The 26,893-nt window shown below is 52.3% G+C and carries 25 protein-coding genes and 6 tRNA genes; 15 read left to right on the top strand and 16 right to left on the bottom strand.

Annotated elements, in window-relative coordinates; genetic code table 11:
• Nucleotides 1-885 (top strand): LysR family transcriptional regulator, encoded by an 885-nt coding sequence (locus tag OGX89_RS09630; protein ID WP_063942024.1) that lies wholly within the window; start codon nucleotides 1-3, stop codon nucleotides 883-885.
• Nucleotides 886-1,035: 150 nt separating this feature from the next.
• Here OGX89_RS09630 and OGX89_RS09635 read toward each other — a convergent pair.
• The 4 genes from OGX89_RS09635 to OGX89_RS09650 all read right to left on the bottom strand — a co-directional run bounded on the left by OGX89_RS09635 (nucleotide 1,036) and on the right by OGX89_RS09650 (nucleotide 1,436).
• Nucleotides 1,036-1,111 (bottom strand) — tRNA-Lys (locus OGX89_RS09635).
• A 4-nt stretch (nucleotides 1,112-1,115) separates the two neighbouring features.
• Nucleotides 1,116-1,191 (bottom strand) — tRNA-Val (locus tag OGX89_RS09640).
• Between the two features lie 47 nt (nucleotides 1,192-1,238).
• Nucleotides 1,239-1,314: transfer RNA gene (locus OGX89_RS09645), tRNA-Val, on the bottom strand.
• A 46-nt stretch (nucleotides 1,315-1,360) separates the two neighbouring features.
• Nucleotides 1,361-1,436: transfer RNA gene (locus OGX89_RS09650), tRNA-Val, on the bottom strand.
• A 258-nt stretch (nucleotides 1,437-1,694) separates the two neighbouring features.
• Here OGX89_RS09650 and gltX point away from each other — a divergent pair.
• Nucleotides 1,695-3,110: a glutamate--tRNA ligase gene (gene gltX / locus OGX89_RS09655; protein WP_003834898.1), complete on the top strand. Its 1,416-nt coding sequence runs from the start codon at nucleotides 1,695-1,697 to the stop codon at nucleotides 3,108-3,110.
• A 56-nt stretch (nucleotides 3,111-3,166) separates the two neighbouring features.
• Here gltX and OGX89_RS09660 read toward each other — a convergent pair whose 3' ends face one another.
• The gene (locus tag OGX89_RS09660; protein WP_003834896.1) at nucleotides 3,167-3,559 is read right to left on the bottom strand and encodes a MerR family transcriptional regulator; all 393 of its coding nucleotides are present in this window, start codon (nucleotides 3,557-3,559) and stop codon (nucleotides 3,167-3,169) included.
• A 1-nt stretch (nucleotide 3,560) separates the two neighbouring features.
• The gene (locus OGX89_RS09665) at nucleotides 3,561-3,923 is read right to left on the bottom strand and encodes a YfeC-like transcriptional regulator (RefSeq protein WP_003028277.1); all 363 of its coding nucleotides are present in this window, start codon (nucleotides 3,921-3,923) and stop codon (nucleotides 3,561-3,563) included.
• Nucleotides 3,924-4,144: 221 nt separating this feature from the next.
• Here OGX89_RS09665 and OGX89_RS09670 point away from each other — a divergent pair.
• Together OGX89_RS09670 and OGX89_RS09675 are read left to right on the top strand one after the other, a co-directional pair.
• Nucleotides 4,145-4,220, top strand: a tRNA-Ala gene (locus OGX89_RS09670).
• 42 nt (nucleotides 4,221-4,262) lie between these two features.
• A tRNA-Ala gene (locus tag OGX89_RS09675) sits at nucleotides 4,263-4,338 on the top strand.
• Nucleotides 4,339-4,488: 150 nt separating this feature from the next.
• Here OGX89_RS09675 and nupC read toward each other — a convergent pair.
• Entirely contained in the window at nucleotides 4,489-5,691 is a 1,203-nt protein-coding gene (gene nupC / locus OGX89_RS09680; protein ID WP_003834893.1) for a nucleoside permease NupC, read from the bottom strand.
• A 273-nt stretch (nucleotides 5,692-5,964) separates the two neighbouring features.
• Here nupC and OGX89_RS23870 point away from each other — a divergent pair, with 273 nt between their 5' ends.
• Both OGX89_RS23870 and OGX89_RS09685 read left to right on the top strand, forming a co-directional pair.
• Nucleotides 5,965-6,039: a hypothetical protein gene (locus tag OGX89_RS23870; protein WP_418219455.1), complete on the top strand. Its 75-nt coding sequence runs from the start codon at nucleotides 5,965-5,967 to the stop codon at nucleotides 6,037-6,039.
• Nucleotides 6,036-7,274 (top strand): Nramp family divalent metal transporter, encoded by a 1,239-nt coding sequence (locus tag OGX89_RS09685; RefSeq protein WP_125112658.1) that lies wholly within the window; start codon nucleotides 6,036-6,038, stop codon nucleotides 7,272-7,274. Before OGX89_RS23870 ends, OGX89_RS09685 begins: the two co-directional genes overlap by 4 nt.
• 32 nt (nucleotides 7,275-7,306) lie before the next feature.
• Here the strand turns inward: OGX89_RS09685 and ypeC are convergent, their stop codons facing one another.
• The gene (ypeC, locus tag OGX89_RS09690) at nucleotides 7,307-7,633 is read right to left on the bottom strand and encodes a DUF2502 domain-containing protein YpeC (protein WP_003834889.1); all 327 of its coding nucleotides are present in this window, start codon (nucleotides 7,631-7,633) and stop codon (nucleotides 7,307-7,309) included.
• Nucleotides 7,634-7,770: 137 nt separating this feature from the next.
• Nucleotides 7,771-8,760: an L-glyceraldehyde 3-phosphate reductase gene (gene mgrA, locus OGX89_RS09695; protein WP_003834887.1), complete on the bottom strand. Its 990-nt coding sequence runs from the start codon at nucleotides 8,758-8,760 to the stop codon at nucleotides 7,771-7,773.
• Between the two features lie 181 nt (nucleotides 8,761-8,941).
• Between mgrA and OGX89_RS09700 the strand changes: the two genes are divergently transcribed.
• Nucleotides 8,942-10,594 (top strand): alpha-keto acid decarboxylase family protein, encoded by a 1,653-nt coding sequence (locus OGX89_RS09700; RefSeq protein ID WP_125112657.1) that lies wholly within the window; start codon nucleotides 8,942-8,944, stop codon nucleotides 10,592-10,594.
• Here OGX89_RS09700 and OGX89_RS09705 read toward each other — a convergent pair whose 3' ends face one another.
• Complete coding sequence (locus tag OGX89_RS09705; protein ID WP_003834884.1) at nucleotides 10,595-11,830, bottom strand: ion channel protein; 1,236 nt, start codon at nucleotides 11,828-11,830, stop codon at nucleotides 10,595-10,597.
• Nucleotides 11,831-12,034: 204 nt separating this feature from the next.
• Between OGX89_RS09705 and glk the strand changes: the two genes are divergently transcribed.
• From glk to ptsP, 6 genes are all read left to right on the top strand, one after another.
• Entirely contained in the window at nucleotides 12,035-13,000 is a 966-nt protein-coding gene (glk, locus tag OGX89_RS09710) for a glucokinase (RefSeq protein ID WP_125112656.1), read from the top strand.
• 191 nt (nucleotides 13,001-13,191) lie between these two features.
• Nucleotides 13,192-13,518, top strand: a complete 327-nt coding sequence (locus tag OGX89_RS09715; protein WP_125112655.1) for a PTS fructose transporter subunit IIB — start codon at nucleotides 13,192-13,194, stop codon at nucleotides 13,516-13,518.
• A gap of 20 nt (nucleotides 13,519-13,538) precedes the next feature.
• Entirely contained in the window at nucleotides 13,539-14,786 is a 1,248-nt protein-coding gene (locus tag OGX89_RS09720) for a PTS fructose transporter subunit IIC (protein ID WP_003834874.1), read from the top strand.
• A gap of 17 nt (nucleotides 14,787-14,803) precedes the next feature.
• On the top strand, nucleotides 14,804-15,889 hold the full coding sequence (gene ypdF, locus OGX89_RS09725) for an aminopeptidase (protein WP_125112654.1): 1,086 nt from the start codon (nucleotides 14,804-14,806) through the stop codon (nucleotides 15,887-15,889).
• A complete protein-coding gene (gene ypdE / locus OGX89_RS09730; protein ID WP_125112653.1) occupies nucleotides 15,889-16,929 on the top strand; it encodes an aminopeptidase in 1,041 nt (346 codons plus the stop codon). Before ypdF ends, ypdE begins: the two co-directional genes overlap by 1 nt.
• 23 nt (nucleotides 16,930-16,952) lie before the next feature.
• On the top strand, nucleotides 16,953-19,448 hold the full coding sequence (gene ptsP / locus OGX89_RS09735; protein WP_003834869.1) for a phosphoenolpyruvate--protein phosphotransferase: 2,496 nt from the start codon (nucleotides 16,953-16,955) through the stop codon (nucleotides 19,446-19,448).
• 77 nt (nucleotides 19,449-19,525) lie between these two features.
• Here the strand turns inward: ptsP and OGX89_RS09740 are convergent, their stop codons facing one another.
• From OGX89_RS09740 to OGX89_RS09755, 4 genes are all read right to left on the bottom strand, one after another.
• Nucleotides 19,526-19,714: a hypothetical protein gene (locus OGX89_RS09740; protein WP_032934510.1), complete on the bottom strand. Its 189-nt coding sequence runs from the start codon at nucleotides 19,712-19,714 to the stop codon at nucleotides 19,526-19,528.
• Between the two features lie 101 nt (nucleotides 19,715-19,815).
• The gene (locus OGX89_RS09745; RefSeq protein WP_003834867.1) at nucleotides 19,816-20,679 is read right to left on the bottom strand and encodes an AraC family transcriptional regulator; all 864 of its coding nucleotides are present in this window, start codon (nucleotides 20,677-20,679) and stop codon (nucleotides 19,816-19,818) included.
• Nucleotides 20,680-20,694: 15 nt separating this feature from the next.
• Nucleotides 20,695-21,429 (bottom strand): LytR/AlgR family response regulator transcription factor, encoded by a 735-nt coding sequence (locus OGX89_RS09750; protein WP_003834866.1) that lies wholly within the window; start codon nucleotides 21,427-21,429, stop codon nucleotides 20,695-20,697.
• A 14-nt stretch (nucleotides 21,430-21,443) separates the two neighbouring features.
• Nucleotides 21,444-23,141 carry a sensor histidine kinase gene (locus OGX89_RS09755; protein WP_008785387.1) on the bottom strand — a complete coding sequence of 566 codons (1,698 nt, stop codon included), beginning with the start codon at nucleotides 23,139-23,141 and terminating at the stop codon, nucleotides 21,444-21,446.
• 387 nt (nucleotides 23,142-23,528) lie between these two features.
• Between OGX89_RS09755 and alaC the strand changes: the two genes are divergently transcribed.
• Entirely contained in the window at nucleotides 23,529-24,767 is a 1,239-nt protein-coding gene (alaC, locus tag OGX89_RS09760) for an alanine transaminase (RefSeq protein ID WP_125112652.1), read from the top strand.
• Between the two features lie 67 nt (nucleotides 24,768-24,834).
• Here alaC and ypdK read toward each other — a convergent pair whose 3' ends face one another.
• Nucleotides 24,835-24,906 (bottom strand): membrane protein YpdK, encoded by a 72-nt coding sequence (gene ypdK, locus OGX89_RS09765; RefSeq protein WP_010723117.1) that lies wholly within the window; start codon nucleotides 24,904-24,906, stop codon nucleotides 24,835-24,837.
• Between the two features lie 343 nt (nucleotides 24,907-25,249).
• Between ypdK and OGX89_RS09770 the strand changes: the two genes are divergently transcribed.
• Nucleotides 25,250-25,864, top strand: coding sequence for a lysozyme inhibitor LprI family protein (locus OGX89_RS09770; protein WP_125112651.1), 615 nt, complete (start codon nucleotides 25,250-25,252; stop codon nucleotides 25,862-25,864).
• A gap of 41 nt (nucleotides 25,865-25,905) precedes the next feature.
• Here the strand turns inward: OGX89_RS09770 and lpxP are convergent, their stop codons facing one another.
• Nucleotides 25,906-26,826, bottom strand: a complete 921-nt coding sequence (gene lpxP, locus OGX89_RS09775) for a kdo(2)-lipid IV(A) palmitoleoyltransferase (RefSeq protein ID WP_020996694.1) — start codon at nucleotides 26,824-26,826, stop codon at nucleotides 25,906-25,908.
• Between the last annotated feature and the right edge of the window lie 67 nt (nucleotides 26,827-26,893).

Genomic DNA, 26,893 nt, shown 5'->3' on the forward strand with positions numbered 1-26,893 from the left:
ATGGAACGCACGCACCGCATCGATCTGAAGTTACTGCGTTATTTTCTTGCTGTCGCAGAAGAACTGCATTTTGGACGTGCTGCTGCTCGCCTGAATATGTCGCAACCGCCGCTCAGTACCCATATTAAAGAGCTGGAGCAACAGCTCGGCACTTTGCTATTTATCCGTCATTCCCGCAGCGTGGCGTTAACTCACGCGGGAAAGATATTGATGGAAGAGTCGCGCCGACTGTTATCCAGTGCCAATCAGGCGCTGGCGAGAGTGGAGCAAATTGGTCGTGGTGAGGCAGGGCGAATTGAGCTTGGCGTTATCGGTACAGCGATGTGGGGAAAAATGCGTCCGGTGATGCGGCGTTTTATGAAGGATAATCCCAATGTTGAGGTGCTGTTTCGCGAGAACATGCCCGCGATGCAGATGACGATGCTGGAACGGCGTGAACTGGATGCGGGAATTTGGCGGATGGCTATGGAGCTTTCTCCCGGTTTTACCAGTTTGCGTTTGCATGAGTCCTCTTTTCTGGTTGCCATGCCGGAAGAACATCCTCTTACTGCATGTGAGTCCATACCGCTGGAGGCGTTGAGAAATGAATATTTTGTCACAATGCCTTCCATTCATACTGACTGGGCATTTTTGCAGCGAGTTTGCCTGAGTGCTGGATTTTCCCCGATGATTATTCGTGAGGTGAGGGAGCCGCAAACGGTGCTGGCGATGATCAGCATGGGGATTGGTATTACGTTAATTGCTGACAGCTATGCGCAGATGAATTGGCCTGGCGTGGTATTTCGACCGTTAGAGGAACGTATTCCGGCGGATTTGTATATTGTGTATGACCAACAGCAGGCGACACCCGCGCTGGAGAAACTGGTAGCGGCATTGACGATGTGATGTCTGTGCCGGATGGCGACTAACGTCTTATCCGGCCTGCGTGTGTCAGGGGCGTCTGTAGGCCTGATAAGCGCAGCGCATCAGGCAAGCAGGTTGGGATCTTATAAATCGCAGATAGCAAAAAGGCGCCTTTAGGGCGCCTTTTTACATTGGTGGGTCGTGCAGGATTCGAACCTGCGACCAATTGATTAAAAGTCAACTGCTCTACCAACTGAGCTAACGACCCGAAGTGGTGGGTGATGACGGGATCGAACCGCCGACCCCCTCCTTGTAAGGGAGGTGCTCTCCCAGCTGAGCTAATCACCCACTTCGGTACTTCAATTTTATTGTAAGAAATCCAGCTGGCGAGAAAGTGGTGGGTGATGACGGGATCGAACCGCCGACCCCCTCCTTGTAAGGGAGGTGCTCTCCCAGCTGAGCTAATCACCCACTTCTCAATTTCTTACTCTACACGGCGGAGACTACATAAAGTAGTTGGTGGGTGATGACGGGTTCGAACCGCCGACCCCCTCCTTGTAAGGGAGGTGCTCTCCCAGCTGAGCTAATCACCCCCGCTGTGTGGAGTCGCATTATAGGGAGAGTTGAAAATGAGTCAACGCATTTTCTAAAGAATTTGTTCGTTCGTCGTAAATTTAAACAAAACGATCGCAAATCAATCCATGCAGCATGATTTGTATACGAAAATGGCAAAGCGTGATGTTCCAACCTGAACAACATTGAGGAATCAGACCACAGTGATAGAATACGAGCCTGATAATCTTCCCAGGATTTGCCGGTTGTCGGCATCTTTATAAACGTAAGGCCATTTCATGAAAATCAAAACTCGCTTCGCGCCAAGCCCGACAGGTTACCTGCACGTCGGTGGTGCGCGTACTGCTCTATATTCCTGGCTTTTTGCACGTAACCATGACGGTGAGTTTGTGCTGCGTATTGAAGACACCGATCTCGAACGCTCCACTCCGGAAGCTATTGAAGCCATTATGGATGGCATGAATTGGCTGAATCTGGAATGGGATGAAGGTCCGTACTTCCAGACCAAACGTTTTGATCGCTACAACGCCGTGATTGATGAGATGCTGGAAGCCGGAACCGCGTATAAATGCTATTGCTCCAAAGAGCGTCTGGACGCACTGCGCGAAGAGCAGATGGCAAACGGTGAGAAGCCACGTTACGACGGTCGCTGCCGCCACGGCCATGAGCATCATGCTGCTGATGAACCATGCGTGGTGCGTTTTGCCAACCCGCAGGATGGATCCGTTATTTTTGACGACCAGATCCGTGGGCCGATCGAATTCAGCAACCAGGAGCTGGACGATCTGATCATCCGCCGTACTGACGGTTCCCCGACCTACAACTTCTGTGTTGTTGTCGACGACTGGGATATGGAAATCACTCACGTTATTCGTGGTGAAGACCATATCAACAACACTCCGCGTCAGATCAACATCCTGAAAGCGCTGAATGCGCCGGTGCCGGTTTATGCACACGTGTCGATGATCAACGGCGACGACGGTAAAAAACTCTCTAAACGTCACGGTGCGGTCAGCGTTATGCAGTATCGCGACGACGGTTACCTGCCGGAAGCGCTGCTGAACTATCTGGTGCGTCTGGGCTGGTCCAGCGGCGATCAGGAAATCTTCACCCGTGAAGAGATGATCAAACTGTTCTCCCTTAGTGCGGTGAGCAAGTCTGCCAGTGCGTTCAACACCGAAAAACTGCAGTGGCTGAACCATCACTACATTAATTCGCTGGCACCAGAATATGTGGCAACGCATCTGCAATGGCACATTGAGCAGGAAAATATCGATACTCGCGTCGGTCCGCAGCTGTCTGAGCTGGTTAAACTGCTGGGTGAGCGCTGCAAAACGTTGAAAGAGATGGCGCAGAGCTGCCGCTACTTCTACGAAGACTTTGCTGAGTTCGACGCGGATGCAGCTAAGAAACACCTGCGTCCGGTAGCGCGTCAGCCGCTGGAAGTGGTTCGCGATAAGCTGGCTGCTATCAGCGAGTGGACGGCAGAAAACGTGCACCACGCGATTCAGGCAACCGCTGATGAGCTGGAAGTGGGTATGGGTAAAGTTGGGATGCCGCTGCGCGTAGCCGTAACCGGCGCGGGTCAGTCTCCGGCGTTAGACGTCACGGTGCATGCGATTGGTAAATCACGCAGCATTGAGCGTATTAATAAAGCGCTGGCGTTTATTGCTGAGCGTGAAAGCCAGCAGTAAGATCGGTTGAGCGATGAAACAACGGCAGGAGCGCATCCTGCCGTTTTTTTTGCCTGTTATTCAGACTCATCAATACCCAGACGGGTAAGGAAAGTGCGAATACCTTCGCGCGAAATATACATAGCCAGCTTTTCTTGTTCCGTTGGGGACATGTTGTCCAGTGCGCTGATTATCTGGCGACAGGCGTGGCTACGCACCACGTGGGTATATTCTGCCAGCGGTTCCTCAGCCTGATAAATTTCAGGGACTTTGCGAAAAGCCGGAATATTGAGCAGAAACGTACGGACGCTGGAGTCGATATGGATCAGCCTTGCACGACCCCCTTTAACGCCGGGAAACTTTTCGGTGGTCCAGTTTTGTTCTCTGATCCAACGATTGACGGTTTGTTTGGCAACCCCGAGACATTCCGCCAGTTCTTCGGTCGTCATTTTGCTGCGTAATTTTTTCATATTATTTGTTGTCGCGGATCCCTAAGCGTTGTAACAAACCCGTAATGCCTTCACGCAGGATCAGTGACGTAAACATTTTTTGTTCTGACGGAGTCATCTCTTTGGCGAGCCTAATCAGTAGAGCTTCGATAGAGGTATCGCCGGATAACGATAAATTATCTGATAAACCTTCGGCTGAACGCTCAGCACTGCGAATGTATTCACGAACTTGTTCGGTGACGTGAACCAGACGCGCTTTACCGCCCTGTACGCCTGGTTTTGGTGATGTAGCCCAACCCTCCTTGCGCACCCATTTATTGATGGTCTGTCGGCTGTATCCGGTCAGATTAGCAAGTTCTTCTGGCGTCATCCGTTCCTTGAACATAACGATTCCCTGAATAGTCGTGGGGTTAATTAGTGGCTCATTTTATAGCACCATTTTAGTAGAAACCGTGACGCGTTTAACTACTGAATGCGAGTTGTTACGCAATGTTCTTCATTTGACTGCTTTTTCAGCGATTGAATTCTATGAGTTAATTTTGCCGTTGACACACGCGAAGGGAATTCATATGATGCCGCCCGTCAACTCGACAAGCTTTACGTAATGGGGCTATAGCTCAGCTGGGAGAGCGCTTGCATGGCATGCAAGAGGTCAGCGGTTCGATCCCGCTTAGCTCCACCAAATTTAATCCCAATAAATTTGGTACGTACGTAATAGCATCGTGGGGCTATAGCTCAGCTGGGAGAGCGCTTGCATGGCATGCAAGAGGTCAGCGGTTCGATCCCGCTTAGCTCCACCAAAATTTAAACCCTCGCTGAAAAGCGGGGGTTTTTTGTTTCTGTTTCCTACCTGTTCTTATCCTGTATCTCTTCGGTTTGCTGAATAGCAGGCATAAAAAAACCGGGGAGAAGAATCTCCCCGGTCTTATCAATACGACGTTGTCTTACGCTTACAGCACCAGTGCGGCGATAGATGCAGACAGTACGCTCACCAGCGTAGAGCCGTACACCAGCTTCAGACCGAAGCGGGAAACCACGTTACCTTGCTCTTCGTTCAGACCTTTAATCGCACCGGCGATAATACCGATGGAAGAGAAGTTAGCGAAGGAGACCAGGAACACGGACAGGATACCTTCTGCACGCGGAGAGAGCGTGGCGGCAATTTTCTGCAGATCCATCATCGCAACGAATTCGTTGGAAACCAGTTTGGTTGCCATGATACTGCCCACCTGCAGCGCTTCGCTGGACGGCACACCCATTACCCATGCAACAGGGTAGAAGATGTAGCCCAGGATGCCCTGGAAGGAGATGCTGTAGCCAAACCAGCCGGTCACGGTGGCGAACAGGGCGTTCAGGGCTGCGATCAGCGCGATGAAACCAATCAGCATAGCTGCAACGATAATTGCCACTTTGAAACCTGCCAGGATGTATTCACCCAGCATTTCGAAGAAGCTCTGGCCTTCGTGCAGGTTAGACATCTGGATGTTTTCTTCGCTGGCATCAACGGTGTACGGGTTGATCAGCGACAGCACGATAAAGGTGCTGAACATGTTCAGAACCAGCGCCGCAACCACGTACTTCGGCTCCAGCATGGTCATGTACGCGCCGACGATAGACATGGAAACGGTCGACATCGCCGTTGCAGCCATGGTGTACATACGGTTGCGAGACATTTTGCCGAGAATATCTTTATAGGCGATAAAGTTCTCGGACTGACCCAGGATCAGGGAGCTGACGGCGTTGAAGGATTCCAGCTTGCCCATACCGTTCACTTTGGATAACAGGAAACCAATCGCGCGGATGATAACCGGCAGAACGCGGATATGCTGCAAAATACCGATAAGAGCGGAAATGAAGACGATTGGGCACAGCACTTTCAGGAAGAAGAATGCCAGTCCTTTGTCGTTCATGCTGCCGAAGACAAAGTTTGTCCCTTCATTAGCGAATCCGAGGAGTTTTTCAAACATCTCGGAGAAGCCTCTCACGAAGCCCAGACCGACATCAGAGTTCAGGAAGAACCATGCCAGTAACACTTCAATAACAAGCAATTGAATAACATAACGAATGCGGATTTTTTTACGGTCACTGCTTACCAGCAGTGCGAGTACCGCAACCACGGCAAGGGCCAGGACGAAATGAAGAACGCGGTCCATATTTGCTCCAAATATGAGGCAGGTTTAGTTTTCGTGCACATTCTATGTAACAACCATAAAGAAAACGAGATCAAACACACACTATAATAAGGACCTGTGACGAGATTCAAAATTAGTGATCGGTGATACACTTCTGTTATGTTTAGTATGGAAGTGAAAAGTTATGTCATTGTGCTAATCTCATAACAATAATTAAACATCTCACCAGTATTTCCAGAATCCTTATCGATCCATAGACAAACGCTATCAGAGAAATCAACTTCATCCATCAAAATGAATTTGATAATCATTCTCAATAGGCGTAGCTTGAAACATAGCAAAGGCTATGTTTCTGAGGCACTAAAATGACTAACGATCGCGTTGAGAGTAGCAGTGGACGGGCAGCGCGCAAGTTGAAGCTCGCATTAATGGGACCTGCGTTCATCGCGGCGATCGGCTACATCGATCCGGGAAACTTCGCCACCAACATCCAGGCAGGGGCCAGCTTTGGCTATAAACTGTTGTGGGTGGTGGTCTGGGCAAACCTGATGGCGATGCTGATCCAGGTGCTGTCGGCAAAGCTGGGTATTGCCACGGGTAAAAACCTGGCGGAGCAAATTCGCGATCACTATCCTCGTCCGGTGGTGTGGTTCTACTGGGTGCAGGCCGAAATTATCGCCATGGCGACAGACCTTGCTGAATTCATTGGCGCCGCGATTGGTTTCAAATTGATCCTCGGCGTATCGTTATTGCAGGGGGCCGTGCTCACCGGTATCGCGACTTTTTTGATTCTGATGTTGCAGCGCCGTGGGCAAAAACCGCTGGAAAAAGTGATTGGCGGCTTGCTGCTGTTTGTGGCTGCGGCTTACATTGTGGAACTGATCTTTTCCCAGCCGAACTTCGCGCAACTTAGCAAGGGAATGGTTATCCCGAGCCTGCCTAATTCCGAAGCGGTGTTACTGGCGGCTGGCGTGCTCGGCGCGACTATCATGCCACACGTCATTTATCTGCACTCTTCCTTAACTCAGCATCTGCACGGCGGAACACGTCAACAGCGCTATGCGGCCACGAAATGGGATGTGGCAATCGCCATGACGATTGCTGGATTTGTCAATCTGGCGATGATGGCGACGGCTGCCGCTGCATTTCATTTTAGCGGGCATACCGGTATTGCCGATCTCGATCAAGCATATCTGACACTTGAACCGCTGTTGAGTCACGCTGCGGCGACGGTATTCGGTTTAAGCCTGGTGGCTGCGGGACTTTCTTCTACCGTGGTCGGTACGTTGGCCGGGCAGGTGGTGATGCAAGGGTTTATCCGCTTTCACATTCCGCTATGGGTACGCCGTACCGTCACCATGATGCCATCATTTATTGTGATTTTGATGGGACTGGATCCGACGCGTATTCTGGTGATGAGCCAGGTGTTGCTCAGTTTTGGTATTGCACTGGCGCTGGTGCCGCTGTTGATCTTCACCAGCAACAGTCAGCTGATGGGCGATTTGGTGAATACCCGATGGGTAAAACAGGTAGGCTGGGTGATTGTTGTGCTGGTGGTGGCGCTCAATATCTGGCTGTTGGTAGGAACCGCACTCGGTTTGTAAAAACAAAAGGGCCTGTTGGCCCTTTTGTTACATTAATGATGATGTTTGTGGCCACGCCCGCGACCGCGATGGTCGTCACGATCGTTCCAGCCTTCACGATAACCGCGCTCATAAGCTTTGCGTTTGTCCCAGCCACGATGGTAGCCGTTGTCATGACGCCACCAGCGATTTTTTCGCCACTCATAGTTATGGTGCCAGTAATCCCGGTCGCGCCAGCGGCCGCCATCCCAGTAGTTACCGTAGTTATCGCGATCGCCAATTTGTAATTTTATTGATGGCAGCAGGGTGATTTCGCCAGCGTTCGCGGCCAGCGGTGTAAAAGCCAATAAGACTGCCGCCAGAATCAGTGACCTGAACATGTTTTCTCTCCTTCACGATCGAGCCGTAGCCGGCCTGTTAACGTAATATTACGGGGCAGTAAAGCCCCGTTTCATCGCCTTAACTCTTAAATCGCAAGTGAGAGCACTTTTTGTTAATAAATGTGTCTTTATTTCAATCAACTCAGGATAGCATCAATCTCCGCGCACTCTTCAGACGTAAAGTGACGGTTTGCCAGCATGCCGACAGCGTCTTCAATCTGCGCCGTTTTACTCGCGCCAATCAGCACTGACGTGACTTTGTCATCCCGTAACACCCATGCCAGCGCCATCTGGGAAAGCTTTTGCCCGCGTCGTTCTGCCAGCACATTCAGCGCCCGCACTTTTTCCAGTTTTTGTGGAGTGATCTGGTCCGGATTCAGAAAGCGACTGGTGCTTGCCGCACGAGAATCCGCAGGAATGCCGTTCAGATAGCGGTCGGTTAACTGTCCGCCAGCCAGCGGTGAGAAGGCGATACTACCGACACCTTTTTCCTGTAATAGCGACAGCAAGCCACCTTCGACCCAACGTTCAAACATGGAATATTTGGGCTGGTGAATAAGGCATGGCGTGCCTAAATCGTCGAGTATTTCAATCGCCTGCCTGGCAAGATCCGCGGGATAGTTAGACAGTCCGACGTACAGCGCTTTGCCCTGACGGACGATGTGATCCAGCGCGCGCATGGTTTCTTTGAGCGGCGTTTCAGGGTCGGGGCGATGGTGGTAGAAGATATCGACATACTCCAGCCCCAGACGCTTCAGGCTTTGATCGAGACTGGCAATCAGATATTTGCGTGAACCCCAGTCACCGTAGGGACCTTCCCACATGGTGTAGCCCGCTTTAGTGGAGATAATAAGCTCATCTCGCCACGGTAAAAAATCTTCCTGCAGGATCCGACCAAAATTCCGTTCTGCCGAACCCGGCGGTGGACCATAGTTATTTGCCAGATCAAAATGGTTAATCCCCAGATCGAATGCGCGCTGTAACAATGCGCGACTGTTCTCGACCTGCGTGGTATCACCAAAATTGTGCCATAAACCCAGAGAGACAATCGGGAGCTTAAGGCCGCTCTGACCGCAGCGGCGGTACTCCATTGTCTGATAACGATTTTCATCTGCGTGATAAACCATGTCACCCCCTTCCACAATGCGTGTGTCTTTCAGTGTATACGGTTACACCGTCGATTCTTCAATGAATTTTTACCGCCAAAACTGTACATCTTGCTTTCCACCCCTTCACAGCGACTTTCCTGGACAGTCATCACAGTTCTTCGATACTCAACATGAGGTTACCGTCAGAAGGATAGCTGTCATGCAAACCCCGTATTCCGTTGCTGATTATCTGCTGGACAGGCTGGCAGGCTGTGGTGTCGGCCATCTCTTTGGTGTGCCAGGCGATTATAATTTGCAGTTTTTGGACCACGTGATTGAACATCCCAACGTACGTTGGGTCGGGTGTGCGAATGAATTGAATGCGGCTTATGCGGCAGATGGCTATGCCCGGGTATCCGGGGTAGGGGCGCTGCTCACCACGTTTGGTGTGGGGGAGTTAAGCGCGATTAACGGTATCGCGGGAAGCTATGCGGAATATGTTCCTGTTTTACATATTGTTGGCGCACCCTGTCGCGGCGCGCAGCGTCGTGGAGAGTTGATGCATCACACTTTGGGTGACGGTGACTTTCAGCATTTTTATCGCATGCAGCAGGCAGTAACGACGGCCAGCGCGATACTGGATGAACAAAATGCCTGCTATGAAATTGACCGTGTGTTGCGAATGATGCTTACCGAACGCAGGCCGGGCTATCTGATGCTACCTGCTGATGTGGCTAAACAGCCTGCTATGCCACCGAATGATATTATGAGTGTTCCTCTGAGCGAGCCGGAAAGCAGCGTGATAGAGGCGTTTCGCTACCATGCCCGTGAACGATTGCTGGACAGCCCACGCGTAGCGTTGCTGGCCGACTTCCTCGCGCTGCGTTTTGGCCTGCAGCCGGTTTTACAGCGCTGGATGGCGGAAACGCCGATGGCTCATGCCACGTTGTTGATGGGCAAAGGACTGTTTGATGAGCGTCACCCGGCGTTTGTTGGCACATACAGCGCTGGAGCCAGCAGCGATTATGTACGTCAGGCGATAGAAGATGCCGATACGATAATGTGTGTCGGCACACAATTTGTCGACACCCTGACAGCTGGGTTTACACAACAGCTACCGCAGGATCGCACCATTGACGTTCAGCCCCATGCGTCACGAATTGGATCCCACTGGTTTAACATCCCGATGGAGCAGGCGGTCACCACATTACGTGAGCTGTGCCTGGAAATGTCGTTTTCTCTGCCGCCAGAACGTCCGCCAACTAGGCGTGTTCAGGTTGAAAAGGGCCCACTGACGCAGGAAAACTTCTGGCACACGGTGCAGCAGTTTCTGAAGCCTGATGACATTATCCTCGTCGATCAGGGAACCGCCGCCTTTGGCGCGGCTGCGCTCTCATTACCTTGCGGGGCGGAAGTCCTGGTTCAACCGTTGTGGGGATCTATCGGCTACGCGCTCCCGGCGGCATTCGGTGCGCAAACGGCCTGTCCGGACCGTCGGGTGATCCTGATTATTGGTGATGGCGCGGCGCAGCTCACCATTCAGGAGCTGGGCTCCATGCTCAGAGATGGGCAATCGCCGGTTATTTTACTGCTCAACAATGATGGTTATACCGTTGAGCGGGCCATACACGGGGAAAATCAGCGCTATAACGACATTGCCGCCTGGAGCTGGACGTTGATGCCGCAGGCGTTTAGTCGTGAATGTCAGGCCGAATGCTGGCGGGTGAAGCAGGCGGTACAGCTGGAAGAAGTGCTGGCCCGGCTGTCCCAACCGCAACGACTGTCGTTAATTGAGGTGGTGCTACCGAAAGCCGATCTTCCTGAATTATTGCGCACGGTGACCCGTGCGCTGGAATCTCGCAACGGCGGATAGCTATTTATCGGGGCGCTCAGCGACCATCATCGGTTTGCCCGCCAGCAGCAGCCAGGCGGGCAGCATGACGATGCACAGCAGCGGCAGCAGGGTGGAATCTGGCACCACCACTGCTGCCATAAACAGGCTCAGCCAGGCGTCGCGGGTGACGACCAGCACCAGCCCGAGAATAGAGCAAGAAACCGTGATGGCAGCCGGCACCGCTTCAACATGGGCGTGCAGCATCAGGCCAAGCGCGACGCCAACGAATACCGCCGGGAAGATTCGTCCGCCGCGAAAACCACTCGCCGCTGCAACCACTAATGCCGCCAGCTTAATGACGGCGAGCATGAAATAATCTGATGTCCCCAGCGTTTGGCTAAACGCCATTTGCTGCATTTCGTCTAGTCCCTTAAACAAGGTAAGCGGCCCGCCGATAACACCCAAAATGCCAAGGATAAAACCGCCTGTCCCGAGGATCAGCACCGGGTGTTTTAATCGATGCATTAAATGGTGCAAACGCGGCAGACACCAGACGGCCACCATTCCAGCGGCAATGGCGATGGCAGCAACAACCGCGCCGCTGAGGATATCCGTCAAGTGCATCTGCGTGTAGTGCGCGATGGGCAGTGAAAAATGGGGGTGAAAAAACAGGCTGGTGGTTAGCGAACCCGCGGCGGCGGCCATTAACGGCGCAAACAGGCGATCCCACAAGGGCACATCGTTTGAGCTATTCAGCGTTTGCGAAAATATCAACGCGGCGGCAACGGGGGTACCAAATAGTGCGCCGATGGTGCCGGCAGAGGCGAGAATGGTCCAGTCCAGTTTCGCTATACGGGGAAACATGCGGCTACCAAGTGCTACTGCCAGAGCGATATTTACGGTCATGATGGGGTGTTCCGGACCCAGACTGACGCCACCCGCGAGGCCAAGGATTAGCGCTGCCAGCAGGCCCGGTATTGCTGATGTTGGCACCGGCATGCCAATTAACGGTTCACAGGCCGGATCCGGACCTGCGTGGCCATGACTGTAGCGGATAACTAACCCGACCATGATCCCCGTGAGCGTCAGCATACCGATAATCCAGACCGGAGAGTCCTGGGCTATACCGATGCTAACAGGCAGACGTTCCCACAAAAACTGCTGTAAAACGGAAGCCACTTTCATCACAACGATCAACACCAGGCTGGACGCTATGCCAATGATTAGCGCTGGGGTTGATAACAAGAGCATCGTTCTGGCTCGCGGATGGAGCATTTTCTATTCCTTAAAACAGAGTCATAGACATAGTTTGCACAGCCTGCCTGACGGCATCGCTGCAAATGATGCTGAAACGATAAAGTAATTGTGTGATCTGGATCGATTTTCCACGGGCGTCAGCCTTCAGACCGTTGTTGTTATGTCCCCATGAATTTACAGTGTGGCAAAGATTTATTCTGACTTTAGCGGAGCAGTGGAAGAATGACAAAATATGCTTTAGTAGGGGATGTTGGCGGCACCAACGCGCGTCTTGCTCTGTGCGATATTGCCAGCGGTGAGATTTCGCAGGCAAAAACCTATTCCGGGTTGGATTATCCAAGTCTGGAAGCGGTGGTGCGCGTGTACCTGGATGAGCATAGCGTCAGCGTCGAAGATGGCTGCATTGCCATTGCCTGTCCGATAACCGGCGATTGGGTGGCAATGACCAACCATACCTGGGCGTTCTCTATTGCTGAGATGAAAAAAAAACTGGGCTTCAGCCATCTGGAAATCATCAATGATTTCACCGCTGTGTCGATGGCGATCCCGATGCTGAAAAAAGAGCATTTAATTCAGTTTGGTGGTGCGGAACCTGTGGAAGGCAAACCTATTGCGGTTTATGGCGCAGGAACCGGGCTTGGCGTGGCGCATCTGGTCCACGTGGATAAACGCTGGGTAAGTCTCCCTGGTGAAGGCGGCCACGTGGATTTTGCGCCTAACAGCGAGGAAGAGGGAATTATCCTTGAGGTTCTGCGCGCGGAAATAGGTCACGTGTCCGCAGAACGCGTGCTGTCTGGTCCGGGACTGGTGAATCTGTATCGCGCGATCGTCAAATCTGACGGACGCCTGCCGGAAAATCTGCAGCCGAAGGATATCACCGCACGGGCGCTGGAAGATTCCTGCATTGACTGTCGTCGTGCGCTGTCGCTGTTCTGCGTCATCATGGGACGTTTTGGTGGCGATCTGGCGTTAACGCTGGGCACATTTGGCGGCGTGTACATCGCCGGCGGTATTGTGCCGCGCTTCCTCGACTTTTTTAAAGCGTCGGGCTTCCGTGGTGGTTTTGAAGATAAAGGCCGTTTTAAAGCCTATGTGCAGGATATTCCGGTGTATCTGATCGTGCACGATAACCCGGGCCTGCTTGGATCCGGTGCGCATTTGCGCCAGACGTTGGGCCATATTCTTTAATTCATCAATCAGAAATCTGCAACACCGCGTAAATTACGCGGTTTTTTTATGCCTGCCGCCTACCTTTCCGACCTTCGTCACATTTCCGAATGACGGGATTAATTGTCCAGTAAAAGCATTATTTGTCTGATAACGGTTGTTACTTTCCTCGGACCATAATTTCACTCGTTAACTATTACGAGGAAATGATTATGAGCAAAAAACTGATTGCCGTCTGCGCGTGTCCAATGGGCCTGGCCCATACCTTTATGGCGGCTCAGGCGCTGGAAGAAGCGGCGGTTGAAGCGGGTTATGAAGTGAAAATTGAAACTCAGGGCGCGGACGGAATTCAAAATCGTCTGACGGCGCAGGAGATCGCTGAGGCGACGTTAATCATCCACTCTGTTGCTGTTACTCCAGAAGATAACGAGCGTTTTGAGTCGCGTGACGTCTATGAAATTACGCTACAGGACGCGATAAAAAATGCGGCCGGCATCATTAAAGAGATCGAAGAGATGGTTGCCGCTGAACAACAATAATCATCGACAGGGAATTACGTATGGCCATTAAAAAACGCAGTGCAACCGTTGTGCCTGGCGCATCTGGTGCGGCAGCGGCAATAAAAAATCCACCGGCCTCCCGCAATAGCTTCTGGGGCGAACTTCCGCAGCATGTGATGTCGGGTATTTCACGCATGGTGCCGACGTTAATTATGGGCGGGGTCATTCTCGCCTTCTCGCAACTGATCGCCTATAGCTGGCTCGATATTCCTGCTGACACAGGCATCATGGATGCGCTGAACAGCGGAAAATTTACTGGTTTTAATCTCTCATTGCTGAAGTTTGCCTGGCTGTCGCAATCTTTCGGCGGCGTGCTGTTTGGCTTTGCTATCCCGATGTTTGCCGCGTTTGTCGCTAACTCTATCGGCGGCAAGCTGGCATTTCCGGCGGGGTTTATCGGTGGGCTGATGTCCACTCAGCCCACGCAGATACTGAATTTTGACCCCGCGACGCTGCAATGGGCAACCAGTGCTCCTGTTCCGTCAACCTTTATTGGCGCGCTGATTATCTCGATTGTCGCCGGGTATCTGGTGAAGTGGATGAACCAAAAAATCCAGCTGCCTGATTTCCTGCTGGCGTTCAAAACCACTTTTCTACTGCCCATTCTTTCCGCCATTTTCGTCATGCTGGCGATGTACTACGTGATCACACCGTTTGGCGGCTGGATCAACGGCGGGATCCGTACTCTGCTGACGGCGGCTGGCGAGAAAGGCACGCTGATGTATGCGATGGGTATTTCCGCGGCAACGGCGATTGACCTTGGTGGCCCAATAAATAAAGCAGCAGGTTTTGTCGCCTTCAGCTTTACCACCGATCATGTTCTACCGGTAACCGCGCGTTCTATTGCGATTGTCATTCCTCCGATTGGTCTTGGGCTGGCCACGCTTATTGATCGTCGCTTAACCGGCAAACGTCTGTTCAGCGCACAGCTCTACCCGCAGGGAAAAACGGCGATGTTCCTCGCGTTTATGGGCATCAGTGAAGGGGCGATCCCATTTGCGCTGGAAAGTCCCATCACGGCAATTCCTTCCTACATGGTTGGTGCCATTGTTGGATCGACGGCTGCCGTCTGGTTGGGGGCGGTGCAGTGGTTCCCGGAATCGGCTATCTGGGCGTGGCCGCTGGTAACTAACCTCGGCGTCTATATGGCGGGGATCCTGTTAGGCGCGGTGATTACGGCGCTGATGGTGGTGTTCCTGCGCAACATGATGTATCGCAAAGGCAAATTGCTGATTGAAAGTCTCTGATTAAAAGGATTGTGACCATGAGCTTACTTGCCTCGCTGCGCGACTGGTTAACAGCGCAACATCTTGATGCGATGCTGCTGTCATCGCGGCAGAACAAACAGCCACATATGGGGATCTCCAGCAGTTCAGGGTTTGTGTTTATCAGCCACGAAAGTGCGCATATCCTGGTCGATGCCCGTTACTACACCGATGTCGCCACGCGTACTCAGGGCTATCAGATCCATCTACTCGATGGAACACAGACGCTGTATTCGCAGGTGAATCACATCATTGCGAACGAAAAGCTGCAGACGGTGGGATTCGAAGGTGAGCAGGTAAGCTGGGAAACGGCGAACGCGTGGTCGGGCAAACTGTGCGCCCGATTAGTGAGCGCCGTGCCGGACGTACTCCGGCAGGTGAAAACGGCGCAGGAGATAGCTTGCATCCGCGAAGCCTGCCGGATAGCTGACCTTAGCGCTGCACATATACGCCGCTTTATTCAACCAGGTCTCAGTGAGCGCGAAATTGCCGCTGAACTGGAGTGGTTTATGCGCACGCTCGGCGCAGACAAAGCCTCTTTTGACACCATTGTCGCCAGCGGCTGGCGCGGTGCGCTGCCGCACGGTAAAGCCAGCGATAAACGTGTTGAGGCGGGTGAGTTCATTACGCTGGATTTTGGCGCACAGTATCAGGGCTATTGTTCGGATATGACGCGAACCTTTCGCATCCCCGACGTCAACCTGCCAGCGGAAGAAAGCGCGCTGTTTGCCGTGTATCAGATTGTCCTGGCGGCGCAGCGTGCTGCGGTGGCAGCAATTCGACCAGGCGCGCGTTGCAATGAGGTTGATGCCGCAGCCAGGCGGGTTATTACGCAGGCGGGCTATGGCGACGCGTTTGGCCACAATACCGGACATGCTATTGGTATTGAGGTGCATGAAAATCCTCGTTTTTCCCCTAATGACACAACGACTCTGGCAGCTGGCATGCTACTCACCGTTGAGCCGGGTATTTATCTACCGGGGCAGGGAGGAGTACGTATTGAGGATGTGGTGCTGGTTACGCCAGATGGCGGAGAGGTGCTCTACACCATGGCGAAAACATTGTTACACACGGGAGAGGCGTAATGGACTTATCGCTACTGAAAGCGCTGAGCGAGGCGGACGCGATCGCCTCTTCAGAACAAGAAGTGCGTCAGATCCTGCTTGAAGAGGCGGATCGTTTGCATAAAGAGGTGCGCTTTGATGGCCTGGGGTCGGTGCTGATCCGTCTGAATGAATCAACCGGTCCGAAGGTGATGATCTGCGCGCATATGGATGAAGTGGGATTTATTGTACGTAGCATTTCCAGCGAAGGAGCTATCGATGTATTGCCGGTGGGAAATGTGCGTATGGCGGCCAGACAATTGCAGCCGGTGCGGATTACCACCCGTGAAGAGAGCAAAATTCCCGGTCTGCTTGATGGAGAGCGCAGCGGTAATGAGGTCAGTGTCCTGCGGGTAGACATTGGTGCGCGATCTTGTGACGAAGTACTTCAGGCCGGAGTACGCCCTGGCGATCGTGTCACCTTTGATACAACTTTTCAGGTTTTGCCGCATCAGCGAGTCATGGGCAAAGCCTTTGATGACCGACTTGGATGTTATTTGCTGGTGGCGCTACTGCGCGAATGGCATGACGCAACTCTCCCTTGTGAGGTCTGGCTGGTGGCCAGCTCCAGTGAAGAAGTAGGACTGCGCGGAGGACAAACAGCAGCACGCGCAGTCGCACCGGATGTGGCAATCGTGCTGGATACCGCCTGTTGGGCCAAAAACTTTGATTATGGTGCGGCCAACCATCGGCAGACTGGTAAAGGCCCAATGCTGGTGTTAAGCGATAAATCGCTGATTGCACCACCAAAGCTGACTGCGTGGGTGGAAAGCGTGGCCGCTGATGCGGGTATTACCCTGCAGCTCGACATGTTCAGTAACGGCGGCACCGACGGTGGGGCTGTGCATGTAAGCGGCACGGGGATCCCAACGGTTGTCATGGGGCCCGCTACGCGGCATGGGCACTGCGCGGCATCGATTGCTGACTGTCGTGACATCATTCAGACCCAGCAGTTGTTGTCGGCTCTTATTTCACATCTTACGTGCGAAACCGTGGCTCATCTGACGGATTTCAGGTGCTGATTTCGCGCTAATCAGGAGTTGTTATGCTAACGATTCAATTTCTTTGCCCGTTACCCAATGGTCTGCATGCACGTCCGGCGTGGGAGCTGAAAGAGCAGTGCAGCCAGTGGCAAAGTGAGGTGATATTTATTAACCATCGCCAGAATGCGAGGGCGGATGCGAAAAGCTCGTTGGCGCTGATTGGCACCGGGACGCTGTTTAACGACAGCTGTAGCTTAACCATCACCGGTCGCGATGAAGAACAGGCTCGGCGAGTGCTGGAGGAGTATCTCCAGCACCGGTTTATTGACAGCGATAGCGTTCAACCGACTCCGGAGGAACTGGCGGCGCATCCGTTGCCGCGTTCGCTGATTCGCCTCAATCCAGACCTTCTTTATGGCACTATGCTGGCAGGGGGCGTGGGGGCAGGTACGCTCACGCTTTGGCAGAGCGATAATCTGGAAAGCTATCGCGCCATTGCAGCGAGTGCGGAAGACAACACCCGGCTGGAACACAGTCTGGCGACGCTTGCCGAACAGCTCAATCAACAGCTGCGCGAGCGTGACGGTGAGAGTAAAACCATCCTCAGCGCGCATCTGTCTCTGATTCAGGACGACGAGTTTGCCGGGAATATTCGCCGCTTAATGCTGGAGCAGCATCTGGGGCTAGGGGCCGCAATCGTCGCCAATATGGAACAGGTGTGCGATAAGCTGTCGGCCTCCGGTAGCGATTATCTGCGCGAGCGTGTCAGCGACATCCGTGATATCAGCGAACAGCTGCTGCACATCACCTGGCCTGAAAGACGTCCGCGCAATGCGCTGGTGCTGAATAAGCCGACGATTCTGGTCGCTGAGGATTTGACGCCCAGCCAGTTTTTAAGCCTCGATTTGCAGCATCTGTCTGGCATGATCCTGGAGAAAACAGGGCGTACCTCGCATACCCTGATTCTCGCTCGCGCATCCGCTATTCCGGTGCTTAGCGGCTTGCCGCTGGAGGCTATTAGCCGCTATGCAGGGCAGCCTGCGGTACTGGATGCCCGTTGTGGGGTACTGGCCATCAATCCGGACGATGCGGTTCGCGGCTATTACGCGATAGCGCAGAAGCTGGCCGATGAATGCCAGCGGCGGCAGGCGCTTGATGCCGCCCAGCCCGCGTTGACCAAAGATAATCAGCGTATTGACGTTGCGGCGAATATCGGCACCGCGCTCGAAGCGCCGGGTGCATTTGCCAATGGTGCGGAAGGGATCGGGCTGTTTCGTACTGAAATGCTGTTTATGGACCGCGACAGCGCTCCTGACGAGCAGGAACAGTTTGAAGCCTACCAGCAGGTTTTATTGGCCGCAGGCGACAAGCCGGTTATCTTTCGCACCATGGATATCGGTGGTGATAAGAATATCCGCTATCTCAATATTCCGCAGGAAGATAATCCGTTTCTCGGCTACCGTGCGGTGCGTATTTATCCGGAGTTTGCCGGACTGTTTCGTACCCAACTGCGTGCCATCCTACGCGCGGCGACCTTCGGTAACGCACAGCTGATGATCCCGATGGTGCACAGCCTTGACCAGATTTTGTGGGTAAAAAGCGAACTGCAAAAAGCGCTGGTGGCGCTGAAAGCAGACGGTTTACGTCATGCCCCGACAATCTCATTGGGGATTATGGTTGAAGTCCCTTCGGTGTGTTACATCATCGACCATTTCTGCGATGAGGTGGATTTCTTCAGTATTGGTTCAAATGACATGACCCAGTACTTGTACGCCGTCGATCGCAATAATCCACGCGTTTCGCCGCTGTACAACCCGATTACGCCGTCGTTCCTGCGTATGTTGCAGCAGATTGTTCACGTGGCGCACGAACGTGGTAAATGGGTGGGTATTTGCGGAGAACTGGGCGGCGAAGGACGCTATTTACCGTTGCTGCTGGGTTTAGGACTCGATGAGCTGAGTATGAGCAGTCCACGCATTCCGGCGGTAAAAAGTCAGCTTCGTCAACTGAACAGCCAGGCATGCCGCGAACTCGCTATGCAGGCCTGCGAGTGCCGTAGCGCTCAGGAGATTGAAGATCTGCTGAATCAGTTTGCACCGCAAAAAGATGTGCGTCCGCTGCTGGCGCTGGAGAATATCTTTGTTGGTGAATCTCTGAGCAACAAAGAGCAGGTGATCCAGTTTCTGTGCGGCAATCTTGGGGTAAACGGACGCACTGAACATCCGTTTGAGCTGGAAGAGGATGTCTGGCAGCGCGAAGAGATAGTTACCACCGCCGTCGGTTTTGGGGTGGCGATCCCTCACACGAAATCCCAGTGGATCCGCCATTCCAGCATCAGCATTGCCCGGCTTGCTCAGCCCGTTGACTGGCAGTCTGAGATGGGCGAGGTGGAACTGGTGATCATGCTGACGCTGGGTGCCGATGAAGGCATTAACCACGTGAGGGTCTTCTCGCAGCTGGCGCGTAAGCTGGTGAACAAGCAGTTCCGCCAGTCGTTGTTTGCCGCTGAAGATGCCGAGAGCATTCTGGCGCTGCTGGAGGCGGAACTGACATTTTAAGCTTCACTGAAAGAACGCTATCCAGCCTGCTACGTTGTGGTTGCAGGCTGGGTAAACGCTACCGGAAAGTGAAATCATCAATGCGGCGTGTTGTGCCCCGGCAGTTTCCCGGCTCTTAACAGTTTCATCTCTTGCTTGCAGAGCAGAACCACCGCCTGACGACCTTTAACTCGGCGGGAGGTGAGGGCTCTTTTCACGGTCTGACGATCCGCACCTGATTCCAGCATTTGAAAACACATCAGGGAGAGTGCACGTCTGTTTTTCATCGCATATTCACTTTATCGAGTAAGCCAGTAGGATTTGGCTAAAGGCCGCTATTTTACAACGAGGCAAACGGATATTACTAACAGCGTTGGTGTTGTCTCACTTAACGCGCCGACTGAAAGCGTGCGCCGTACTCTCCGGGCGTCAGGCCAAACTGACGTCGGAACAGGCGGCAGAAATAATCACTGTCCTGATATCCACACCGTTGTGCGACTTCGCTAATCGACAGATGGTATTTCTGTAAGATGATGCGTGCCTTCGCCATTCTGACCCACCGCAGATACTCGACGAACCCCATGGTACCGTGCTGGGCAAACACTTTTGACAGGTGATTGGGTGTGATATTAAAAAAAAGCGCCACGCTTTCCCGGGTCAGCGGTTGAGCATAGTTATCCTGTACCCAATTACACATACTGTGATAGAGAAATTCAGCGCGCGGACGCTCTGCGTCAGGGCGGGTATTGACCACACTACGACACAGATGCAGCAGGCTAAGCACCAGCGGCTGAATAATATCCTGGGCCTGAGGAGAGCGGCTTAAATGGGTTAATGCAGTGAGCATCGCCTCGCCTTCGCCACGTTGCGGATGCGGTAGCTCAATACGGCGAACTGGACGTAACAGCGATGCGGTTCGGTTATCGTAAAAAGAGAGTCCCAGCCATGCCGGGGAAAACACCAGGCTAAGCAGCATCACAGGTTTATCGCTGCCGGGCAGATTCGCCGCTTTCGCCGGGATAAACAGCATGTCGCCTTCCGCCAGACTATGCTGCTGTTTTTCCAGCCGGTTGCTGTATTCCCCACGTAGCACGATATCGAGGCGCGGGAGGTCAATACATAAACTACCGGTCGGTAGCGTGGTTGGCTGGGTTGCGAACCACACGCGCCCCAGGCGCTGCGGGTTTAACACCAGGCCGCTGAACAGATCGGCGAAAAACTGTTGGTCTGCGGGTAGGCCTGGCTCTTTCATCGTTCTTTCTCTGCGCTATAAGTGCATTAACTGTCTGAACTCTTTCACTTTACTCCGACTAACCGGGATTTCAAATTCCAGATCCTTTAAACGCAAAATATAAGTGTTGTTAAACCAGGGTTCGATCTCGCGGATTTTATTCAGATTTACGCAGAACGAGCGGTGGCAGCGGAAGAAATGCGAAGCCGGCAGCTTGCTGCAAAATTCGCTGATGTTCATCGGCATGACGTATGATTCTCGTCGCGTATAGACGAACGTCATCTTTTCATGCGCTTCAGCGTAGTAGATGTCGTTGATTGGGGTCACGATGATCCGCTCATCTTTGATCAGGTTGATCGTATCGTTTTCGCGGGCCACCGGACTTACAGGGGACGTTCCCGTTTGCTGTTGCTGCCAGGCGGCTTCCAGCTTTTGCAGCATGCTGACAATGCGTGATTCCTGGTACGGCTTCAGAATGTAGTCAAAAGCTTCCAGTTCGAAGGCTTCAACAGCATGCTCTTTCCACGCGGTAATAAACACAATAAAGGGTTTATGTGCGAACTGGCTGATATTTTGTGCCAGCAATACGCCATCCAGCGAGGGAATATTAATATCCAGAAAAATGGCGTCAACGCGGTTGTGCTGGAGATATTTCAGCACGTCCAGACCATCGTCAAACGTGCCGACAATCTCCATCTGGCTGTGCTCTTTTATCAGCCAGCTCAGTTCCTGTTGGGCCAGGAATTCATCTTCAACAATGATGACTTTCACGACTTCACTCCTGGTTAAAGCAATAATGTAGTTGGCGCGGCTGCGGGCGAGTGCACATTAGGTACATAAAAGGCAATCTCTGTGCCTGGCTCCAGACGGCGGATATGTAATCCCTCACCGTAGAGCAGCTTAACGCGATGGTGCACATTCAACAGACCAATTTTATTGCCCGGCATTTCATTGGACTCGACCCGTTCAATCACTTTTGGGTCGATACCATGACCCGTATCTCGTACGGCAATCCGTACCCGGTTGCCGCACTCCGCAACGCTGATGGTGACCACACCTTTCCCTTTGCAGGGCTGGATCCCATGGACGATAGCGTTCTCGACCAACGGCTGAATCAGCAGGCTGGGAATAAAACAGCTTACCTCTTCATCGATATCATAAATAACGGTCAGCTTGTCGCCAAAGCGGGCCTGTTCGATGGTGATGTAATCCTTGATTTGATACAGCTCTTTCTTGATGTCGATCTGCTCATCGTCTTTTAATTCAATATTATAGCGAAGATAGCGCGACAAATTAAAAATGAGCTGACGTGCGGTGTCCGGGTTAAGCCGCACCGACGATGAAATCGCGTTCAGGGCATTAAACAGAAAATGGGGATTTATTTTGCTTTGCAGCGCGCGTAGCTCTGCCTTATTTGCCATTTCTCGTAGTTGCTCTGCGCGGGAGACTTCAAGCTGGGTGGAGATGATTTGCGACAGACCGATCGCCATTTCCTGTAACGAGGAAGTGATTTGATGAGCGTGACAGTAGTAGATCTTCAGCGTGCCGGTCACAACGCCTTTCTCCCAAAGCGGGATCACCAGCATGGAGTGAATTTCCGGGGTGCGATGCGCTTCATCATTGTTTTTTATGATAATTTTACCGTGATTTATGGCTTCCTGCGTGGTGGGGCTGACGAAGTCATCGTTATCGCGGTAGTTGATCTCTCCAACGCCAACATAGGCCAGAACGTGCTGAGTATTGGTGATGGCAACCGCGTCAGCGTGGATATCGTGGCGAATAATTTCGCACACCTGACGTAACGACTCGCTGTTGACCTGACGAAAGAGCGGCAGCGTTTTGTTGGCGATATCCAGCGCCAGCTTGGCCTGTTTTGCAGCGCTGGCTTCTTTCTCACCTTCAACGCTTTGTACCAGCATCACGATAAAACCAATACAGACGCTGCCGAGGATCATCGGGATACCGATTTTTGAGACAATATCCAGCCCCAGTTCAGTGGTGGGTGCCCAGGCGACGACGAGGATCATGGTCAGTGATTCGCACAGCATTCCGCCTAAAATACCCGCGCGCCAGTGCTGCGCTTTGGGGATCTTTCGGTTGATCCACCCGGCAATGCAGCCAGCCAGAATGCTGGTAATAAAGCAGGGTAGGGCAGTTACGCCGCCAATATCGATCAGGTAACGGTGGGTGCCTGCGATCAGCCCCGTAATAATGCCGACCCATGGACCGAACAGGATCCCTCCTGACATGACCGCGATAATACGCACATTGACCAGAGAACCTTCTACCGGTACGCCTGACCAGGTACTGAACAGGGCAAACATGGAGAAAATCGCGGTAACGGCGAGCAGCTCTTTTGGGGAGTGGGCTGACTTGTGCAACAGTTCGCGAAACAGGCGGATACGAATCAGGAAAAACAGACAGAACAGCATCAGTGCTGCCCGGTCAAATACCGCCAGCAGCATATTGAATATTTCGTGCACGGGTGACTCTTGCGCAAGGGTTAAACCACTATGATAGGTAACCTGAGGCAGGATGACCAGCACCCCCGCAGTTCAGAGCTAATGGGGAAAAACCATAATATTAAAAGGGGATTGTTGCATGATTGTTGTATTTACAATACCTGTCCTGTGAGTGCTGCGTTCAAGGTAATGTATTTAACAACAAAATGTTAAATGATGGTAATTTTAAGCGAGTTGTGAAAATGAATATTTCCTCATTTTACTCAGCTGTTCCTCTTTTTCGTCAGGAAAAAATATTTTGTTTTGCCTCTCGACAGAAGGAAATTATTCAGGCTATTTTCTAAACGTGCCACCATCGTGGCAGCGTCGCTCGGACGGTCCGGGCGCTAACGTTAATCTGAGGATATTATGGCAGACTCCCGCCCTGAACGTCGCTTTACGCGTATTGATCGCCTTCCCCCGTACGTTTTTAACATCACCGCTGAACTGAAGATGGCTGCGCGTCGGCGCGGCGAAGATATTATCGATTTCAGTATGGGGAACCCGGATGGGGCCACGCCTCCTCACATTGTTGAAAAACTGTGTACCGTGGCGCAGCGCCCGGATACTCACGGTTATTCCACCTCACGCGGCATTCCGCGTTTGCGTCGGGCGATTTCCCGCTGGTACCAGGAACGCTATGACGTTGAGATCGATCCTGAATCCGAAGCCATTGTGACCATCGGTTCCAAAGAGGGGCTGGCGCACCTGATGCTGGCTACGCTCGATCACGGTGATACGGTCCTCGTGCCCAACCCAAGTTATCCCATCCATATCTATGGCGCGGTGATTGCCGGCGCGCAGGTGCGTTCAGTGCCGCTGGTTGAGGGTGTCGACTTCTTTAATGAGCTGGAACGCGCAATACGCGAAAGTTACCCGAAGCCGAAGATGATGATCTTAGGTTTCCCATCCAACCCGACCGCGCAGTGCGTCGAGCTGGAATTCTTTGAGAAAGTGGTGGCCCTGGCTAAACGCTATGACGTGCTGGTGGTTCACGACCTGGCCTACGCTGATATTGTTTATGACGGCTGGAAGGCACCATCGATTATGCAGGTACCCGGCGCTCGCGAAGTCGCTGTTGAATTTTTCACCCTGTCGAAAAGCTACAACATGGCGGGATGGCGTATCGGGTTTATGGTGGGCAACAAAACGCTGGTGAACGCGCTGGCGCGAATCAAGAGCTATCACGATTACGGGACCTTTACGCCACTGCAGGTTGCGGCAATTGCCGCGCTGGAAGGCGATCAGCAATGTGTGCGGGATATCGCTGAGCAATATAAACGTCGTCGTGATGTGCTGGTCAAAGGACTGCATGAAGCAGGCTGGATGGTCGAGATGCCAAAGGCCTCAATGTACGTTTGGGCGAAAATTCCAGAGCAATACGCCGGGATGGGGTCACTTGAGTTTGCCAAGAAGCTGCTGAACGAAGCGAAGGTATGCGTTTCGCCAGGGATTGGGTTTGGTGATTATGGTGATACGCATGTGCGATTTGCGTTGATTGAAAACCGTGACCGTACCCGTCAGGCTATTCGCGGCATCAAGGCGATGTTTCGCGCAGATGGCCTGTTACCGACCAGTGCAAAATCGGCTTCTGAAAGTACCGACTGACAGAATGATTCCCCAAAATGCAAAACAGGAGCCTGATGGCTCCTGTTTTTTTGCTGCGTCTTTTATTTTAGATCATCAGGGCGAAAGTACCGGCCCAAACGATGACCATAAAAGAAATGCCCATAAAGAAATATTTCACTTTTCATCTCTCCGCGTACCTGGGGTACGTCTAAATGAACATATGCTTACCTGACAGAGAGCTGATGCACTCGCGAACGAAAGGGAGAATACCCCTCATTTGCTTGGCTGCATCACCTCAGAATTCTGAGCTTTAATGCTCCAGACGGCGCTAATGTACGCCTAAAAATGAGGAGAGACAAGAGGCATTTTTTTATTTAATTTTAATAACTTACAACTGTCGTGATTCGGCGACAGTTTAATTTCTGCCGGTAATAAATTGTTATTGAGCGACGAAATGGTTACTCGGAGAATTCTCATATCGCCATGATGTTAATGCGGTTAATTTTTCGCGGAATGAGATAATGAAAAGGTTAAAAATGACCAGATTAATGATGTTAGCACTCGTTTTTACGCCATTGACGTCGATGGCGGCCTCACCGTTGGCGTTTAATTTCAGCTGCGCAAGTATTGGTGGGGTGAATAGTGATGGTAAAGGCAATGTTTGGATTGATGGCTCGAAGGCGACGGTGAAGGCCTTCAATGAAAATTACTGGGAGGCTAAAAGCGGGAACAATACGGTTTCTATTTCTCGTAAAGATGACGGAAATCCGGACGTTTCCTGGAGTGGGCCGAATCGAAAGCACGGGGTATGCCTGCCTGAAGATAATATTGACTTTTCTGGGGCCAAAAAATCGACCAGCACGGGACCCTCTTTTTCATGCGCTGCGGTTGAAAAAGGCAGTATCGAAGAGATTATCTGCCAGAGTCCTTCGCTCTCAGAAATGGATTTAGCGTTAAACGGAGCCTACAAGCAGGCGCTGGTTAAATCGAGCAATAACCCGACGCTGAAAGCAGAACAACGCGGCTGGGTGAAAGGGCGTAACGAGTGTTGGAAGGAACAGGATAAATCAGCCTGCATCGCCCGCAACTACAGCGAGCGAATGGCTGAACTGCACAGCAAATGGGGCGTTAAGTAATTCAACCGTAGAAAAAAAGAAAGGCCTTACGGCCTTTCTTTTTAGATATACAACGAAGCTTCACCCATCGGGCGAGTTTTGAAGCGACGGTGGATCCAGAGATACTGCTCGGGTGCACGCATGATCTCTTTTTCGATAATTTTGTTCATATACGCCGCAGCCTGGCTTTCATCTGCCGGGTAACCTTCCATTTCCGGGGTGATGAACAGGCGGTAACCGGTGTTATCCGCTTTTCTCACCATGGTTACGGTCAGCATTGCTGCGCCCGATAATCGTGACAGTACGTAGGTACCGTTGGTGGTCGCCACGTCTTTGACTGCGAAGAAGGGGGCGAATGAACTCCCTTTACGACCATAGTCCTGATCGGGGGCAAACCACACTGCCTCGCCTTTTTTCAGGGCGCCGACAATACCACGCAGATTATTTCTGCCGATCATCGCCTTGTTGGAGCGCATACGACCGCGGGTTTGGATCCACTCCATCAACTTATTATTGTGCGGGCGATAGGTTGCCATCATTGGCTGGCAAAGCCCCATTACGCGACCACCCAACTCGAGCGACATAAAGTGTACGCCAACGACCATCACGCCACGGTTTTGCATCTGAGCGCGCTTCAGGTTGTCCAGCCCTTCTACATCAAACCATTTACGCACCCGACGGTCCGGCCAGAACCAGGCCATACCTGTTTCAAGCAGCCCCATGCCGAGCGAACGGAAATTCTCATCGACCAGTTTGTCTCTTTCTTCCTGCGACAGATTTGGGAAACAGAGTTCGAGATTTTTACGTGCAATAGATTCACGGCGTTTTAAAAATGGACGAGCCAGCGTTCCTGTACGGGTACCAAGAAAACACAATACGGGATAGGGAAGCTGTACCAGCAACCAGAGCACACCAACACCAAACCATGTGAGCCAGTAGCGCGGATGTAAAAACGCGCGTGAAAATTTACATTGGGGGAACATAAGCACCTGTTGTTGATACGAAATAGATGTATCGCGAAGATTCTTTGCCTGTCGCTTTACACTCTGC

The sequence above is a fragment of the Citrobacter sp. Cpo103 genome (genome assembly GCF_030332605.1).
Lineage (GTDB): Bacteria > Pseudomonadota > Gammaproteobacteria > Enterobacterales > Enterobacteriaceae > Citrobacter > Citrobacter portucalensis.

Excerpts from the sequence above, each read along its gene's own strand:
- OGX89_RS09630 (WP_063942024.1), top strand. The coding sequence starts at position 1 with ATGGAACGCACGCACCGCATCGATCTGAAGTTACTGCGTTATTTTCTT.
- gltX (WP_003834898.1), top strand. The coding sequence starts at position 1,695 with ATGAAAATCAAAACTCGCTTCGCGCCAAGCCCGACAGGTTACCTGCAC.
- OGX89_RS09660 (WP_003834896.1), bottom strand. The coding sequence starts at position 3,559 with ATGAAAAAATTACGCAGCAAAATGACGACCGAAGAACTGGCGGAATGT.
- OGX89_RS09665 (WP_003028277.1), bottom strand. The coding sequence starts at position 3,923 with ATGTTCAAGGAACGGATGACGCCAGAAGAACTTGCTAATCTGACCGGA.
- nupC (WP_003834893.1), bottom strand. The coding sequence starts at position 5,691 with ATGGACCGCGTTCTTCATTTCGTCCTGGCCCTTGCCGTGGTTGCGGTA.
- OGX89_RS09685 (WP_125112658.1), top strand. The coding sequence starts at position 6,036 with ATGACTAACGATCGCGTTGAGAGTAGCAGTGGACGGGCAGCGCGCAAG.
- ypeC (WP_003834889.1), bottom strand. The coding sequence starts at position 7,633 with ATGTTCAGGTCACTGATTCTGGCGGCAGTCTTATTGGCTTTTACACCG.
- mgrA (WP_003834887.1), bottom strand. The coding sequence starts at position 8,760 with ATGGTTTATCACGCAGATGAAAATCGTTATCAGACAATGGAGTACCGC.
- OGX89_RS09700 (WP_125112657.1), top strand. The coding sequence starts at position 8,942 with ATGCAAACCCCGTATTCCGTTGCTGATTATCTGCTGGACAGGCTGGCA.
- OGX89_RS09705 (WP_003834884.1), bottom strand. The coding sequence starts at position 11,830 with ATGCTCCATCCGCGAGCCAGAACGATGCTCTTGTTATCAACCCCAGCG.
- glk (WP_125112656.1), top strand. The coding sequence starts at position 12,035 with ATGACAAAATATGCTTTAGTAGGGGATGTTGGCGGCACCAACGCGCGT.
- OGX89_RS09715 (WP_125112655.1), top strand. The coding sequence starts at position 13,192 with ATGAGCAAAAAACTGATTGCCGTCTGCGCGTGTCCAATGGGCCTGGCC.
- OGX89_RS09720 (WP_003834874.1), top strand. The coding sequence starts at position 13,539 with ATGGCCATTAAAAAACGCAGTGCAACCGTTGTGCCTGGCGCATCTGGT.
- ypdF (WP_125112654.1), top strand. The coding sequence starts at position 14,804 with ATGAGCTTACTTGCCTCGCTGCGCGACTGGTTAACAGCGCAACATCTT.
- ypdE (WP_125112653.1), top strand. The coding sequence starts at position 15,889 with ATGGACTTATCGCTACTGAAAGCGCTGAGCGAGGCGGACGCGATCGCC.
- ptsP (WP_003834869.1), top strand. The coding sequence starts at position 16,953 with ATGCTAACGATTCAATTTCTTTGCCCGTTACCCAATGGTCTGCATGCA.
- OGX89_RS09740 (WP_032934510.1), bottom strand. The coding sequence starts at position 19,714 with ATGAAAAACAGACGTGCACTCTCCCTGATGTGTTTTCAAATGCTGGAA.
- OGX89_RS09745 (WP_003834867.1), bottom strand. The coding sequence starts at position 20,679 with ATGAAAGAGCCAGGCCTACCCGCAGACCAACAGTTTTTCGCCGATCTG.
- alaC (WP_125112652.1), top strand. The coding sequence starts at position 23,529 with ATGGCAGACTCCCGCCCTGAACGTCGCTTTACGCGTATTGATCGCCTT.
- OGX89_RS09770 (WP_125112651.1), top strand. The coding sequence starts at position 25,250 with ATGAAAAGGTTAAAAATGACCAGATTAATGATGTTAGCACTCGTTTTT.
- lpxP (WP_020996694.1), bottom strand. The coding sequence starts at position 26,826 with ATGTTCCCCCAATGTAAATTTTCACGCGCGTTTTTACATCCGCGCTAC.